Origin of the sequence: Sulfuritalea sp. (genome assembly GCF_031426875.1) — a bacterium.
In the GTDB taxonomy this organism is placed as follows: domain Bacteria; phylum Pseudomonadota; class Gammaproteobacteria; order Burkholderiales; family Rhodocyclaceae; genus Sulfuritalea.
In genome coordinates, this window is record NZ_JASJPC010000003.1 from 20,974 (window position 1) to 33,622 (window position 12,649).

Annotated in this window: 13 protein-coding genes; 5 read left to right on the forward strand and 8 right to left on the reverse strand. The window is 58.6% G+C overall.

Annotation, left to right across the window (positions count from 1 at the left end; all coding sequences use genetic code 11):
• Window position 1: 1 nt before the first annotated feature.
• Window positions 2–1,627 (reverse strand): 3-(methylthio)propionyl-CoA ligase, encoded by a 1,626-nt coding sequence (locus RMO95_RS01065; RefSeq protein WP_310448731.1) that lies wholly within the window; start codon window positions 1,625–1,627, stop codon window positions 2–4.
• A 152-nt stretch (window positions 1,628–1,779) separates the two neighbouring features.
• Window positions 1,780–2,232: a 6-carboxytetrahydropterin synthase QueD gene (gene queD, locus RMO95_RS01070; protein ID WP_310448732.1), complete on the reverse strand. Its 453-nt coding sequence runs from the start codon at window positions 2,230–2,232 to the stop codon at window positions 1,780–1,782.
• A 141-nt stretch (window positions 2,233–2,373) separates the two neighbouring features.
• Here queD and RMO95_RS01075 point away from each other — a divergent pair, with 141 nt between their 5' ends.
• Window positions 2,374–3,219: a radical SAM protein gene (locus RMO95_RS01075; RefSeq protein ID WP_310448733.1), complete on the forward strand. Its 846-nt coding sequence runs from the start codon at window positions 2,374–2,376 to the stop codon at window positions 3,217–3,219.
• 12 nt (window positions 3,220–3,231) lie between these two features.
• Here the strand turns inward: RMO95_RS01075 and RMO95_RS01080 are convergent, their stop codons facing one another.
• A complete protein-coding gene (locus RMO95_RS01080; RefSeq protein ID WP_310448734.1) occupies window positions 3,232–3,534 on the reverse strand; it encodes a helix-turn-helix domain-containing protein in 303 nt (100 codons plus the stop codon).
• 242 nt (window positions 3,535–3,776) lie between these two features.
• Between RMO95_RS01080 and RMO95_RS01085 the strand changes: the two genes are divergently transcribed.
• Window positions 3,777–5,015, forward strand: coding sequence for an aspartate kinase (locus RMO95_RS01085; protein ID WP_310448735.1), 1,239 nt, complete (start codon window positions 3,777–3,779; stop codon window positions 5,013–5,015).
• A gap of 110 nt (window positions 5,016–5,125) precedes the next feature.
• Here RMO95_RS01085 and RMO95_RS01090 read toward each other — a convergent pair whose 3' ends face one another.
• The 3 genes from RMO95_RS01090 to RMO95_RS01100 are packed head-to-tail and all read right to left on the reverse strand — an operon-like array spanning window position 5,126 to window position 6,946.
• On the reverse strand, window positions 5,126–5,617 hold the full coding sequence (locus RMO95_RS01090) for a flavodoxin family protein (RefSeq protein WP_310448736.1): 492 nt from the start codon (window positions 5,615–5,617) through the stop codon (window positions 5,126–5,128).
• A 36-nt stretch (window positions 5,618–5,653) separates the two neighbouring features.
• Complete coding sequence (locus RMO95_RS01095) at window positions 5,654–6,265, reverse strand: c-type cytochrome (RefSeq protein ID WP_310448737.1); 612 nt, start codon at window positions 6,263–6,265, stop codon at window positions 5,654–5,656.
• A 15-nt stretch (window positions 6,266–6,280) separates the two neighbouring features.
• Entirely contained in the window at window positions 6,281–6,946 is a 666-nt protein-coding gene (locus tag RMO95_RS01100) for a M48 family metallopeptidase (protein WP_310448738.1), read from the reverse strand.
• Window positions 6,947–7,253: 307 nt separating this feature from the next.
• Between RMO95_RS01100 and RMO95_RS01105 the strand changes: the two genes are divergently transcribed.
• Window positions 7,254–8,963 carry a putative bifunctional diguanylate cyclase/phosphodiesterase gene (locus RMO95_RS01105; RefSeq protein WP_310448739.1) on the forward strand — a complete coding sequence of 570 codons (1,710 nt, stop codon included), beginning with the start codon at window positions 7,254–7,256 and terminating at the stop codon, window positions 8,961–8,963.
• Here RMO95_RS01105 and RMO95_RS01110 read toward each other — a convergent pair.
• Window positions 8,953–9,948 (reverse strand): c-type cytochrome, encoded by a 996-nt coding sequence (locus RMO95_RS01110; protein ID WP_310448740.1) that lies wholly within the window; start codon window positions 9,946–9,948, stop codon window positions 8,953–8,955. The genes RMO95_RS01105 and RMO95_RS01110 overlap by 11 nt on opposite strands.
• 15 nt (window positions 9,949–9,963) lie before the next feature.
• Entirely contained in the window at window positions 9,964–11,052 is a 1,089-nt protein-coding gene (locus RMO95_RS01115) for a c-type cytochrome (protein WP_310448741.1), read from the reverse strand.
• Between the two features lie 166 nt (window positions 11,053–11,218).
• On the opposite strand from RMO95_RS01115, the gene RMO95_RS01120 reads away from it, so the two are divergent.
• On the forward strand, window positions 11,219–11,608 hold the full coding sequence (locus RMO95_RS01120) for a c-type cytochrome (protein ID WP_310448742.1): 390 nt from the start codon (window positions 11,219–11,221) through the stop codon (window positions 11,606–11,608).
• A 220-nt stretch (window positions 11,609–11,828) separates the two neighbouring features.
• Window positions 11,829–12,617, forward strand: a complete 789-nt coding sequence (locus RMO95_RS01125; protein WP_310448743.1) for a cytochrome c3 family protein — start codon at window positions 11,829–11,831, stop codon at window positions 12,615–12,617.
• Window positions 12,618–12,649 lie beyond the last annotated feature (32 nt).

A 12,649-nucleotide genomic window follows, 5' to 3' on the forward strand; every position in this document is an offset into this window, starting at 1 on the left:
TTCATGCTCCAGAAAAACGATAATCGCGCAGGCGCTCGCGTAGTTGCAGTTTGGAAAGCTTGCCGGTGGCCGTGTGTGGCAGGTCGTCGACGAATACCACATCGTCCGGTATCCACCATTTCGCCACCTTGCCTTCGTAGAAGGCGATCAGTTCGTCGCGACTGACTTCCTGTCCGGCTTTCTTGACCACAACCAGCAGCGGGCGCTCGTCCCATTTCGGATGGGCGGCGCCGATGACCGCCGCCTCGGTGACCGCCGGATGGGCGACGGCAATGTTTTCAAGGTCGATCGAGGAAATCCATTCCCCGCCCGATTTGATGACATCCTTCGAGCGGTCGGTGATCTGCATGTAGCCATCGGGGTCGATGGTCGCCACATCGCCGGTGGGAAACCAGCCGTCGCGCAGTGCATCGCCACCTTCGCCCTTGAAATAGCCGCTGGTGATCCAGGGCCCGCGTACCAGCAAGTCGCCGAAGGCCTTGCCGTCATGCGGCAGGGCATTGCCGTTGCCATCGACAATCTTCAACTCGACGCCGAAGATGCTGCGCCCCTGCTTGAGCCGGATGCGGTCGCGCTCTTCCGCCGACAGCGCGAGATGCTTGTGCTTGTAGGTATTGACCGTGCCCAGCGGGCTCATTTCGGTCATGCCCCAGGCATGCAGCACGGTGATGTCGAACTGCTCGTCGAAGGTCCGGATCATGGCCGGCGGCGCCGCCGAGCCGCCGATCACCAGACGTTTGACCGTCGACAGCTTGAGTTTGTTGGCTTGCAGGTAATGTAGCAGTCCGAGCCAGATCGTCGGCACGCCGGCCGACATGGTGACGCCTTCTTCCTCGAACATCGAATACAGGCTGGCGCCGTCCAGATGCGGACCCGGCATGACCAGTTTGGCGCCGCTCAGTGCGCAGGCATAAGGCAGGCCCCAGGCATTGACGTGGAACATCGGTACTACCGGCAGGATGCAGTCCCGCGCCGAGGCGCCCAGTGCATCGGGCTGGCTGGCGCCATAGGCGTGCAGCACGGTGGAGCGGTGCGAATAGAGCACGCCCTTGGGGTTGCCCGTGGTACCCGAGGTGTAGCACAGCGAGGATGCCGTGTTCTCGTCGAACTCCGGCCATTCGAAGTCGTCACTTTGGGCCGCCAGCAGCTCTTCGTAGCACAGCAGATGGGGAATCGCATTGCTCGGCATTTCAGCCTGGCTGCACAGCGCGACCCAGCCTTTGACCCCGGGGCAATGCGGCACCAGCGCCTCGATCAGATTGGCGAAGTTGACGTCGAAGAAAATGAAGCGGTCGTCGGCATGGTTGACGATATAGGCGACCTGTTCGGGGAACAGGCGCGGGTTGATGGTGTGGCAGATCGCGGCCATGCCGGAAACCGCATAGTAGATCTCGAAATGTCGGTGGGTATTCCACGCCAGGGTGCCGATGCGGTCCTCGGCCTTGACGCCGAGCGACAGCAGCATGCGAGCCAGTTGACGCGAGCGGCGATGGGCATCGCTGTAGGTGTAACGATGCGTTCCGCCAACCGGTAGGCGGGACACGATTTCAGTATCGCTGTGATTCTGGGCGGCGTGTTGCAGGAGCCCTGAAATCATCAGCGGTCGGTTCATCATCAAGCCATGCATGGGCTGTACTCCTCTCTGTTGATCTGGTCATGTGCCAAATTCGACGGCAACCATAGCATTGGAATACGCGGGAGACAATCGGGAATTGAACTGCGCGGAAATCGGTTCCGCCTGACGGAACCGCGGCTGAACCCCGAAAACCTCGGGGCCGATCAGGCGAGGTCGTCGCGGTTGGCGTCCGCCCAACAGTTGGGCGTCTCGTAGAGCCGGATGCGCTCCAGGTGCAGATGATTGCCGTAGCTGTCGCGATAGAGTGGATCGAGAATCGAGAACGCGATGCGGGCGAGATTTTCCGCAGTCGGGACGGCGTCGAGCACGACCGTCTTGTGCTCCGGCATGCCGGCGAGGAAGTTCGCCACGACCGTATCGCCGCGCCAGACCAGAAAGGCATGGTCCCAGCGATCGACCACATGCCGCTTGGCAATCGCCTTGACCTCGGAAAAATCCATCACCATGCCATCGTCCGGACGTCCGGCGGCGTCAATGACGCCGCCGGCGAGCGTGATCTCCAGGGCGTAGCGATGGCCGTGCAGGTGGCGGCACTGGCTTTGATGATTCGGGATACGGTGGCCCGCATCGAATTCGAGGCGGCGGGTTATACGCATGATCGGAGTGGCCGTGTTTGTGGCAAAGTGTTCGCAGCTGCGCTGCCGATGGGCTGGCGCGCATTATAGCCGTGCGGCAGCGCCGTCCCGCCAGCGCCAACTCTTGGAAATCCCTGCAGCTTTTCATTCCCTCGTCCTGCCATGTCCCGCATCCTGCTCAAGACCGAAGACCATTCGCGCGACAGCGCCGGCATGCGCTATGTCTATCCGGTGATTTCACGGCGGGCCGGCGGTGTTTCGGTCGGCATCAACCTGAACCCGAACAATGCCTGCAACTGGCGTTGCATCTACTGCCAGGTTCCGGATTTGCAGCGCGGCGGACCGCCGCCGATCGATCTGGTACTGCTTGAGCGGGAACTGCACGATTTCCTGACTTGGGCCAATTCCGGCGACTTCATGGCCACGCGTGTTCCGCTCGGTGCCCGGCAACTGGTCGATGTGGCATTTTCGGGGAACGGGGAACCGACCAGCGCCATCGAGTTCGCCGACGCCGTGGCGGTCGTCCAGCGCGTGCTGGCCGTCCATGGCCTGACCGACAAAGTACTCGTGCGCCTGATCACCAATGGCAGCCTGCTCGATCGCAAAGCCGTGCAAACCGGCATTGCGCGCATCGGCAGCGCCGGCGGCGAAGTCTGGTTCAAGCTCGACAGCGGAACCGCTGCCGGGCTTACGCGCGTCAATGGCACTCGCGCCCGGCCTGAACTTGTGGCGCGACGGTTGGCGTGCTGTGCCGGATTGGCGCCGACCTGGGTACAGACCTGCTTGTTTCGCCTCGACAACGAATTACCGGCCGCCCACGAAGTGGACGCCTGGCTGGCACTGCTGGCGCCATTGGCACCGCTGCTGGCCGGCGTTCATCTCTATAGCCTGGCGCGCCCATCGCAGCAGAAAGAAGCGCCCCGGCTGGCGCGCATCGAAGCGGGATGGCTGGAAGAACTGGCGGAACGCGTCCGCCAAACCGGGCTGACGGTGCGCGTCAGCCCCTGATGCACGGAACGCTCAGTTGTTCTTCCTGCTCTTGCTTGCGGCCTTGGCTTCCTTTTTCAGTTCCTTGAACACATCCGACTTGGACGAGCGCAGATACTCGACGACTTCATAGTCTTCGCGCCGGATCTTCTGGATGTCGATCTGCTCGACGTGAACCAGCCGCAACAGTTGCTGAACCGGACGCGGCATGTTGCGTCCACTCTCGTAACGTGAGCCGCCGCTCTGGGTCACGCCCAACTTGGACCAGAACTGCTGCTGGTTCATTCCCAGCTTGCGGCGGATTTCGCGGGCATCAACCTTGTCATTGGCTTTCATTGAATTACTCCTTGAACTTATTGTAATCAGGTAAATACGTTGGGATTTGGATATCCCAATCTCTATTACCGAAGTAATAGAGATTCAACTATATGATAAATTCGTCTGCCATACAAGAAAATTGTAGTGACATTAGTACGAAGGTATAACTTCGGCAAGGAAATGGTTATTGACTTTTGGCCTGCTTGGGTAAAGGAACTATCGGGTAAAATTCGCGGCTTCCCAACGGACCAACCACGGCAATGGCTTTGATCGTTCAGAAATACGGCGGTACATCAATGGGTTCGCCCGACCGCATTCGCAGTGTCGCCAAGCGCGTCGCACGTTGGAAAGCGCAGGGGCATCAACTGGTGGTGGTGGTTTCCGCCATGAGCGGCGAGACCAACCGTCTGATCGCCCTGGCCAAGGATGTTTCCCCGCAGCCCGATGCACGCGAACTCGACGTGATGATTTCCACCGGCGAGCAGGTCACGATCGCGCTGCTGGCAATGGCGATCCGGGATCTCGGCCTCAAGGCCAAGAGTTACACCGGCGGCCAGGTCAAGGTGCTGACCGACAACACTTTCACCAAAGCGCGAATTCTGGAGATCGACGATGCAAACATCCGGCGCGATCTCGACGACGATGCGGTGATTGTGGTCGCCGGATTCCAGGGCGTAGACGCCGACGGCAACATCACGACGCTTGGACGCGGCGGTTCGGATACCTCCGCAGTGGCGCTGGCAGCAGCGCTGACGGCGGACGAATGCCAGATATACACCGATGTCGACGGCGTCTACACCACCGATCCGCGCATCGTTCCCGAGGCGCGCAAGCTGGATCGCATCACTTTCGAGGAAATGCTGGAAATGGCCAGCCTTGGCTCCAAGGTGCTGCAGATACGCTCGGTCGAATTCGCCGGCAAATACAAAGTCAAGTTGCGCGTGCTTTCCAGTTTCGAGGAAGAAGGTCAGGAGACCAGCGGCACGCTCATCACTTTAGAGGAAGATATGAACATGGAACAACCGATCATCGCAGGCATAGCGTTCAACCGTGACGAGGCCAAGCTCACCGTGCTCGGTGTGCCTGACCGTCCGGGCATCGCTTACCAGATCCTCGGCCCGGTTGCAGACGCGAATATCGATGTCGACATGATCATCCAGAACGTCGGTCATGACGGCACGACGGATTTTTCCTTTACGGTCAATCGCAGCGAGTTTGCCCGCGCCAAAAAGATGCTGGAAGACCAGATCAAGCCGCATGTCGGCGCGCGTGCGGTCGAGGGCGACAACAAGATCTGCAAGGTATCCGCCGTCGGCGTCGGCATGCGCTCGCATCCCGGCGTGGCCAGCAAGATGTTCCGCATCCTGGCCGAAGAGGGGATCAACATTCAAATGATATCGACGTCGGAGATCAAGATTTCGGTAGTGGTCGATGAAAAGTATCTCGAACTGGCCGTGCGCGTGCTGCACAAAGCATTCGAACTGGACCAGCCGGCCTGACACCGGCCCGCAAAGCGCTTTGCGCTCGCTCGGACAAACCCCGGCCTTGAGCCGGGGTTTGTCTTTATGTTTCCGGCAATTTGCGGAGCGCCTCGAGTCGGAATATCTCGTCAGAACACGCCCAGGACCAGGCCGGTCGCAAGCGCGGCGCCCAGTTCCTTGCAGCGCTCCAGGTCGGCCCCGCTGATCGTCTTCAGGGAAAGTATTTTCTCGGGCGTCTGCGCATGGGTGCAGACGATCAGGCTTTCTGCAACCCTGCGCAGGCGCCATCCGGTGGCGATGCGATCGATTTGCCGCGCGGCATTTTGTCCATCGCTGCCGGCACAGATCAGTGCAGCGTAGGGCCTGCCGTTGATCCGGTCGAGTGCGGGATAGTAGCAACGGTCGAAAAAATCCTTCATCAGTCCGGAGATCGCTGCGAGGTTTTCCGGCGTGGCGAAAACATAGCCATCGGCATCGAGGACGTCCTCCGCCTGAGCCTCGGACGCATGCAGCAGGCGTGTCTTTACGTCGTCCTCGGTCGCGGCGCCGGCCGCCAGCGCACGCGCCATCTGCTCGGTACCGCCGGTCATCGAGTGGTATACGACAAGCAGGATTTTCATTCAGCGGCGGGAGAACAGAACAGCAGCGCGTACGTACTAATCCAGGCCGGACAGAAAATAGCTTACCGAGCGAATTTCGTCCTCGGTTAATTTCGATGCTACCGAATGCATCAGGGTCTGGTCCGTGGTTCGTGAGCGATCGATGAAGCGGCGCAACTGCAATTCCAGGTATTCGGCGTGTTGTCCGGCAAGCCGTGGCAGCATTTGCCCGCCTCTTGCGGTAGGGCCGTGGCAGACCGCACATGCGGGAACGCCGCTATTGGGATTGCCCAGCAAATACACATTACGTCCTGCTTCGGCAAGCGCCTTGTCGGGCACCCGCCGCGGATTCAGTTTCTCGTCGCTGAAATGGCTTGCCAGTTGCACGATATCGTCGCCCGACAGATCAGCCAGTTGCGGCTCCATTACCGTGCTTCGCCGCGCCCCGCTTTTGAAATTGAACATTTGCTGAACGAGGTAGGCGGCGTTCTGCCCGCTCAGTTTTGGGAATAGGGAATTCGAACTTTGTCCGGTCGGACCGTGGCAGGTGCTGCAACGTTCAACGGCGATGTCGCGGATACGCTTGGCGTTTGTATTTGCTGCGCCGGCGCCGCCGCACACGGTCGCGAGGACCAGTACCGCCAGCTTTCGTCCAAACCCCAGTCCCATTCCATGTTCCTTCGCTCAATTCAAATGCCATTCTGGATCAGAATCATTTCCAGTTCCAGCGTCTCGGTTTTTGCCTTGGGTCAATTCCCGAAGGTTCGCTATTCTTTCCTCGCCGCTAGGATGTGTACTCAGGAATCGGATTGCGTTATTGCTGGGAGTCGTCAGCAACAGTTGTTGCAGGCGGACTGCGCCTTTTGCCGCAAAACCGGCGCGGCGCATGTAGTCCACGCCGGTGCTGTCGGCCTGGCGTTCATCGTTGCGGCTGAAGGCGCGATCGGCCAATGTCGCTGTTGCATCGGCTGCGAGGCTGGCGAAAGGCAGGCCGATCGTTGACAGCAGCAATCCGGCGAAGGAACTAGTCGTCTCTGTCCTTTCACGTCGGGCATTCATGTTTCGATGGTGATCGAGTCGAAGATGGGCCAGTTCGTGTCCAAACAGGGCGGCCCAGGCGTCGTCGTCCTCCGCGAGCAGGTGGACCATGCCCAGCGTGAACGCAATCATTGGTTGATTTCCATTGAAGAAAGCGAATGCGTTGATCGATCCGGAAGCGAGCAAGACCAATTCGGGTTTAGGACCCTTGCCGGCTGCTTGAAGCATCTTTTCACTGGTTGCATGAACGCGCTTTACGAGTCCGATCTCAACAGCCCCGTGGATCCCCTGCGAGTCGCGCAACAAGACCATGGGTTGATCAAGCCGCACCAAGTCGTCCAAACGCCATGCGGTGATTTCGGCGCGAGGTGAAGTCGGGGCGCCGCCATGTTGGCGGGAGTTGTCCTGTCCCCATGGGGGGCCGGATGCTGCACAACCCGATAGAAGAATGCATAGCGAACTCATCCCTGCGACGGCCCATGTCGAACGACCCATGCTAATCATCACCGGGATTCCACTTGGATTGGTGCAGTTTTGATACCTGGAACATTTTTTGCACAGTAAGTAACCGGAGTCGGGATCCGGCTTGGGAGATCCGCATGCTGAGCATAACAAAGACATGAGCTGGTTCGGCTGGTCAAACAACCTCAAGATATGGGTTCGCCTGGTAGCAGTCATCCTTGTCGGAACGATCTGCTCCGGTGTCGGGTTGATCTATTGGGGTACTTTGCAGCAAAAGAAGATTGCCGTTGATCAGGCGCAGGATTTCGCCGAGAGCGTTTATCAAATGACCATGGCCGGACTTACCGGCATGATGATTACCGGACAGGTCGCCCAGCGGAACATTTTTCTCGACCAAATCAGGGACAGCAACCATATCGAGTCGCTGAAGGTGTTTCGCGGCCGCCCTGTCGTGCTCCAGTTTGGGGAAGGGCATGCCGGCGAATTGCCCAACAGCGTCGCCGAGCGCGCTGTGCTGGATTCCGGCAAGGCCTATCACGAGATATTTGTGGGCACTGACGGAAGTGAGAAACTGCGGGTCATTCTGCCTGCGATTGCCCTGAGGAACTACTTGGGCAAGAACTGCATGGACTGCCACAAGGTGGAGCCAGGCACCGTGCTCGGCGCAGTCAGCATGGAGATATCACTGGCCCGCGCCAATCAAACTGCGCGTGTGTTTGCCGTCAGTGCTTTCAGCGTGGCTGCATTGCTTTGCATTCCGCTGACCCTGTTCATCTGGTACTTCATCTCGCATTGGGTGACCCAACCCCTGCGGCGAATGACACACGGTCTGACGCTGATTTCCCAGGGTGACCTGGAGGCCACGTCACATCTGCACAGTAGTGGCAATGATGAGATTGGGCAGGCGACCGAAGCCTTCAATCAGGTCATGGATAAGGCCAAGGAACTGCTCTCGGAGCAGCGCATGTCGCGGATTGTGTTCGAAAATTCGCTTGAGGGCATTGTCGTGACGGATTCCAGCTCACGGATTCAACTGGTCAATCAGGCTTTCGTCGAGACCACCGGCTACAGCGCGGAGGAAGTGATTGGATTGACTCCGGCGGTGCTCAAGTCAGGTCGGCAGGATGAGGCTTTCTATCGTGAGTTCTGGCGCGTCCTGCGCGAGAAGGGTGAATGGCGTGGCGAGATATGGAACCGACGCAAGAATGGCTCCGTATATGCGGAAAGACTAAGCATTGGTGCAGTGAAGAATGGGCAGGGTGAGGTCGAGCATTATGTGGCCATCTTTTCCGATGTCACAGAACGCAAAAAACGCGAGGAGCGGATCAGCTTTCAGGCCTTTCATGATTCCCTGACCGGACTGCCGAATCGCATGCTTTTCCTCGACCGGCTCGATCAGGTGCTGGCGCAGGCGAGGCGTTCAAAATCCGGCACAGTCGCCGTGATGTTTCTCGATCTCGACCACTTCAAGGAGATCAACGACACCATGGGGCATGAAGCCGGTGATGCCTGCCTCAAGGAAGTTGCCCACCGGCTGCGGCAGTGCGTGCGTGCTTCCGACACCGTTGCCCGCATGGGTGGTGACGAATTCACCTTATTGCTGCCGAAGGTCGCCGCGGAGGCCGATGTACGCGCGGTTGCGCAAAAAATCCTTGAAGCGATGAAGGTGCCGATCGTACTCGGGGGACAGGAAGTTACGATCACCACGAGTATCGGCATCAGTATGTTTCCGCGCGATGCCCAGGACGGGGAAACGCTGCTGAAACACGCAGATGCAGCGATGTACAAGGTCAAGAACAGTGGACGCGCAGGAATGTTTTTCTTTGTTCCCGATTTACTGGGAAGGCCGTCAAGCCCTAGCGCTTAGCATTCTGTGGATCCGCCGGGATTGTTCTCAGGGGATGAAACGCACGATTGACGTAATCTGCGACAGCATCGATGTCTTGTGAGGACAGAACACTTTTCCAGGCTGGCATGGAGGTATTTGGCAAGCCTTCGCGTACAACATCAACGAAGCGCTGTCGGGTGATTCGGCTCATGACTCCGGTATCCCGTAGATTGCGTGGATGCGGCTCAAGAAAGCTTCCAATCCAGTTCTTCCCCGTTCCGTCGGCGGCATGGCAGAAAGCGCAGTTTGATTGAAACAGCTTCTCCCCTTTTCGTTCCGATCGGGTCAGGCGCTTGAGCTTGGGCGGAATATCGTGCAGGGCGTAGGGACTGGCGCTGGTCGTGGCATCGACGTTTTGCGGTATCGTGTAGGAGAAATTGTTGCGTGGATAGGACAGCGGCCGGGCCTCCCAAACCATTTCCTGATCGGTGGAAGCACCCCTGTCATGGCATGTGATACAGGTATCCAGAAACAGCCGTTTGCCACGCGCTTGCTCGGGGCTTAGTGTCTCCCAGGCTTGGTTGAGTGGAATCGCACCCGTCGCAAACGGGAAGGCAGGGCGATAGCGCTCGTGATCCGGCCATCCATTTTCCGCGGTGTGATAGCGGGTATTTGTGGCTTTCCTGACAACGAACTCGTCAAATACAAATCGTGCCACTGCTCTAATTTCATCGTCGGACAACACAGAAGCGAAGGACTTCATCGCCGTCCCGGGGCGGCCATTCTTCAGTGTGGCGACAATTTTTGATTCCGACAGGGTCGCTTCGGAGGCACCCGTAAAATCAGCCGGAGGAGGCGCCAGGAAACTCGCCGCCACGGTTTTGGCATTGCCCGAGTATCCGTGGCAAAAATAGCAGCGGAAATTATAGATCAGGCGGCCTTCCGTGACCAAGTCGCGCGAAGACGTTGCGCTCGCCTGAAATGGCAGCACAGCCAAAATGGCGGCGAAAGCAAGCGCCCTCATGCAGGTTGGCTGCAACTACTTCGTCTTGGCTGATTTTTGCCCCGGCAGGATGAAGCGCCGAAACACGAACTCCGAGACATTGGCAAGTTCCTGCTCGCTGAGAACCTTGCTCCAGGCCGGCATTTCCGTTCCAAGGCGGCCGGTTGCCGTCGCGGCATAAACCGCTGGCCTGTTGAATGTCGAAATGAATCCGGGCTCGAGGAAATTGCGGGGCTTCGGGTTGATGAAATAAGCGCGTGGTCCCTTGCCGTCGCCAGTGACTCCATGGCAGGTCGCGCAGTTCGCCATGTAGAAACGGCCGCCTGCAACTGGATCACCCTTCAGTCCATTCGGCATCGGCTGCTTCATGTCCGTGCCAGAAGGCTTTGACGCTTTTGGCAGCGGGGCCCTCGACCCAGCCACGCGTCCGGCATGGGCATCGGTGCCTGATATGTCGGTCTGAGGAACCATCAGGGCGCTACGCACATAGTCAACCACGGCTTCAATGTCCGGTCCTGAAAGGCGACCGCCGAATCCCGCCATCGCCGTTCCAGGCCTGCCGCTGGTCACCGAAGAGATCATTCGTTCTCGGGTCAGTTCCGCACGAGCCTGGGGTGAGGCCAGGTCACGCGCCGGCAGCGATCCGCCGATGGGCAAATTGCTGCCTTGTCCCTGCGCTCCATGGCAGGCGATGCAGTTCTGCGCATAGATAGCCTTACCTTTCTGCAGCCGTGGATCCAGTATCACGATCATGAAGGTCTTGCGGATGTAATCGACGACACCCTCTATCTCGGCGCTGCTGAGTTGGGTTTTCCAGCCCACCATCGCGGTACCGGGCTTACCGTGGGTGGTGATGACGATCATCGTTTCCCGGCTCAGCTCCCCAGCGCTCGTGAAGTCCCGTGGCGGAGGAGTCAGGCTGTTCCGCGCACGACTGCGGCCGTCACCTCGGTCGCCGTGGCAGACCGAGCAGTAATTATGGTAAATCGCATCCGGCCTTGATTCGGCGCCTTTGGAATCATGTTTGCCTGCCAGGACTTCCGAGGAAGCAAGTGTTCCCAGTGCAATAGCGGCAAGTGCAGGCATGGCAAAAATTCTAAAAAGTCGAGATTGGATGGCTGTCATGGCCTTTAGGGAGCTCCGTGGAATTGTCTGCGCAAGGCGTGCATGGTAGAGCGAATCGATGTGATGCGGCAATGGCGAAAGCAGGTATCGCGCCTGAAAAATACTTTGGTGTGATTCTTGCGTTACTCCGTTGGTACTCCGCGTTCCTTGGCGGAGATTCAGGGCAATGCATATTAAAATGGATTTGGCCGTTTTCCGGATTTTGCTGGTCCTGGCTCCACTGGCCGTGTGGATGGTATCGCTTGTGCCCATGGAGGGAATCGCGGTTGCCAAAGACAGAGCAACAGGACAGGAAGTTTTCCTGCAGAACTGCGCCTTGTGCCACGTCAACGGCGTGGCAATGGCGCCGCGTATAGACAATCGGGCGGATTGGGAGCCGCGTTTGTCCATCGGGCGGCAAAATCTTTTGAATTCGGTGCTGCGTGGCAAGGGCGGAATGCCGCCGAAGGGCGGCAACGCTTCTATTTCCGATGCGCAGGCGGCGGCGGGTCTTGATTACATGCTGGGAAAGGTGGCGAGTTTGAAAGGCCAGACGCGAGTAGCGCATGAGCAGTAGCAGAACTGGTGTCCAGCAGATAATTGATCAACGGCAGGCAAGGGAAAATTGAATCTACAATGCAGCTACACTGGAATTCAATGAAAGAGCTAGCCTTAGCGATTGCTGGTGGTGTATTGCCCTTATCTAACTCCGATTCGGCTCGCCGTGGGGTCGATGTTGTTTTTCGTGACCGTCCATATGTACCTAGTGATTCCATCAATCGGGTTTGGATAGCTGCATGAAACTTGGGCTGCTGTCCCTGCGCGCAAATTGGCTCCTGTCGTGGGCGCTGATTGCTCTGGGCGGACTGCTGACGGTCGATGCCGTGGCGGATATTCGCGCGACGCCGCACAACTTGATCCGCTCGCGGGATAAAACAGTTAACGAGAGAGCGGTATGTGTCTTCTGCCACACCCCGGCAATAGATATCGGAGAGCTTCCGGCCGGTAGTACCGGCAACACGGGGCCTCGACACCCGCTATGGCAACAGTCGCTTGGCCCCGATCATGTGTTCGCGATCTATGATGATATTGGCCGTCTGGGGCTGGGCAAGCCATCGGTTGGTTCGCAATCGGTCGCGTGCCTGTCCTGCCACGATTCCAACCAGGCGTTCGAGCTGGGGCGCACCTCGGCGGATCACCCCTACGGAGTGCCATATCGTGGCGCAATCAAGCATACCGGGCGCTCCACTCAGACATTTCGGGGCAGTTCGGCGCAACCGTTCAAGGCCGCGGAGCATCTCACGGCGGTGGACGATTTTCGCGATGCCAGTCAAGGCTTGATTGAAGGCAGGGCGGTTTGGTGGGTTTCGCGGGACGGCGTGACGGCGCGTCGCACCCGCGCTGACTTACCTCTTTATGGGCGCCGGGAGGGTGCAAGCGGGGAAGAGGACGAGATTGATGTCCGTGGCTCGATCATTCCCTATATCGAATGCAGCAGTTGCCATGATCCACATAGTCAGGCGAGAACCTTTCTGCGAGTGGCCAATGACGGCAGCAAGCTTTGCCTGACCTGTCACGACAAGTAGCAAGGGCGAGATGATCATGGTGCGCTGTGCAG

Coding starts and splice junctions, on each gene's coding strand:
- RMO95_RS01065 (WP_310448731.1), bottom strand. CDS start 1,627: ATGCATGGCTTGATGATGAACCGACCGCTGATGATTTCAGGGCTCCTG.
- queD (WP_310448732.1), bottom strand. CDS start 2,232: ATGCGTATAACCCGCCGCCTCGAATTCGATGCGGGCCACCGTATCCCG.
- RMO95_RS01075 (WP_310448733.1), top strand. CDS start 2,374: ATGTCCCGCATCCTGCTCAAGACCGAAGACCATTCGCGCGACAGCGCC.
- RMO95_RS01080 (WP_310448734.1), bottom strand. CDS start 3,534: ATGAAAGCCAATGACAAGGTTGATGCCCGCGAAATCCGCCGCAAGCTG.
- RMO95_RS01085 (WP_310448735.1), top strand. CDS start 3,777: ATGGCTTTGATCGTTCAGAAATACGGCGGTACATCAATGGGTTCGCCC.
- RMO95_RS01090 (WP_310448736.1), bottom strand. CDS start 5,617: ATGAAAATCCTGCTTGTCGTATACCACTCGATGACCGGCGGTACCGAG.
- RMO95_RS01095 (WP_310448737.1), bottom strand. CDS start 6,265: ATGGGACTGGGGTTTGGACGAAAGCTGGCGGTACTGGTCCTCGCGACC.
- RMO95_RS01100 (WP_310448738.1), bottom strand. CDS start 6,946: ATGGTCTTGTTGCGCGACTCGCAGGGGATCCACGGGGCTGTTGAGATC.
- RMO95_RS01105 (WP_310448739.1), top strand. CDS start 7,254: ATGAGCTGGTTCGGCTGGTCAAACAACCTCAAGATATGGGTTCGCCTG.
- RMO95_RS01110 (WP_310448740.1), bottom strand. CDS start 9,948: ATGAGGGCGCTTGCTTTCGCCGCCATTTTGGCTGTGCTGCCATTTCAG.
- RMO95_RS01115 (WP_310448741.1), bottom strand. CDS start 11,052: ATGACAGCCATCCAATCTCGACTTTTTAGAATTTTTGCCATGCCTGCA.
- RMO95_RS01120 (WP_310448742.1), top strand. CDS start 11,219: ATGCATATTAAAATGGATTTGGCCGTTTTCCGGATTTTGCTGGTCCTG.
- RMO95_RS01125 (WP_310448743.1), top strand. CDS start 11,829: ATGAAACTTGGGCTGCTGTCCCTGCGCGCAAATTGGCTCCTGTCGTGG.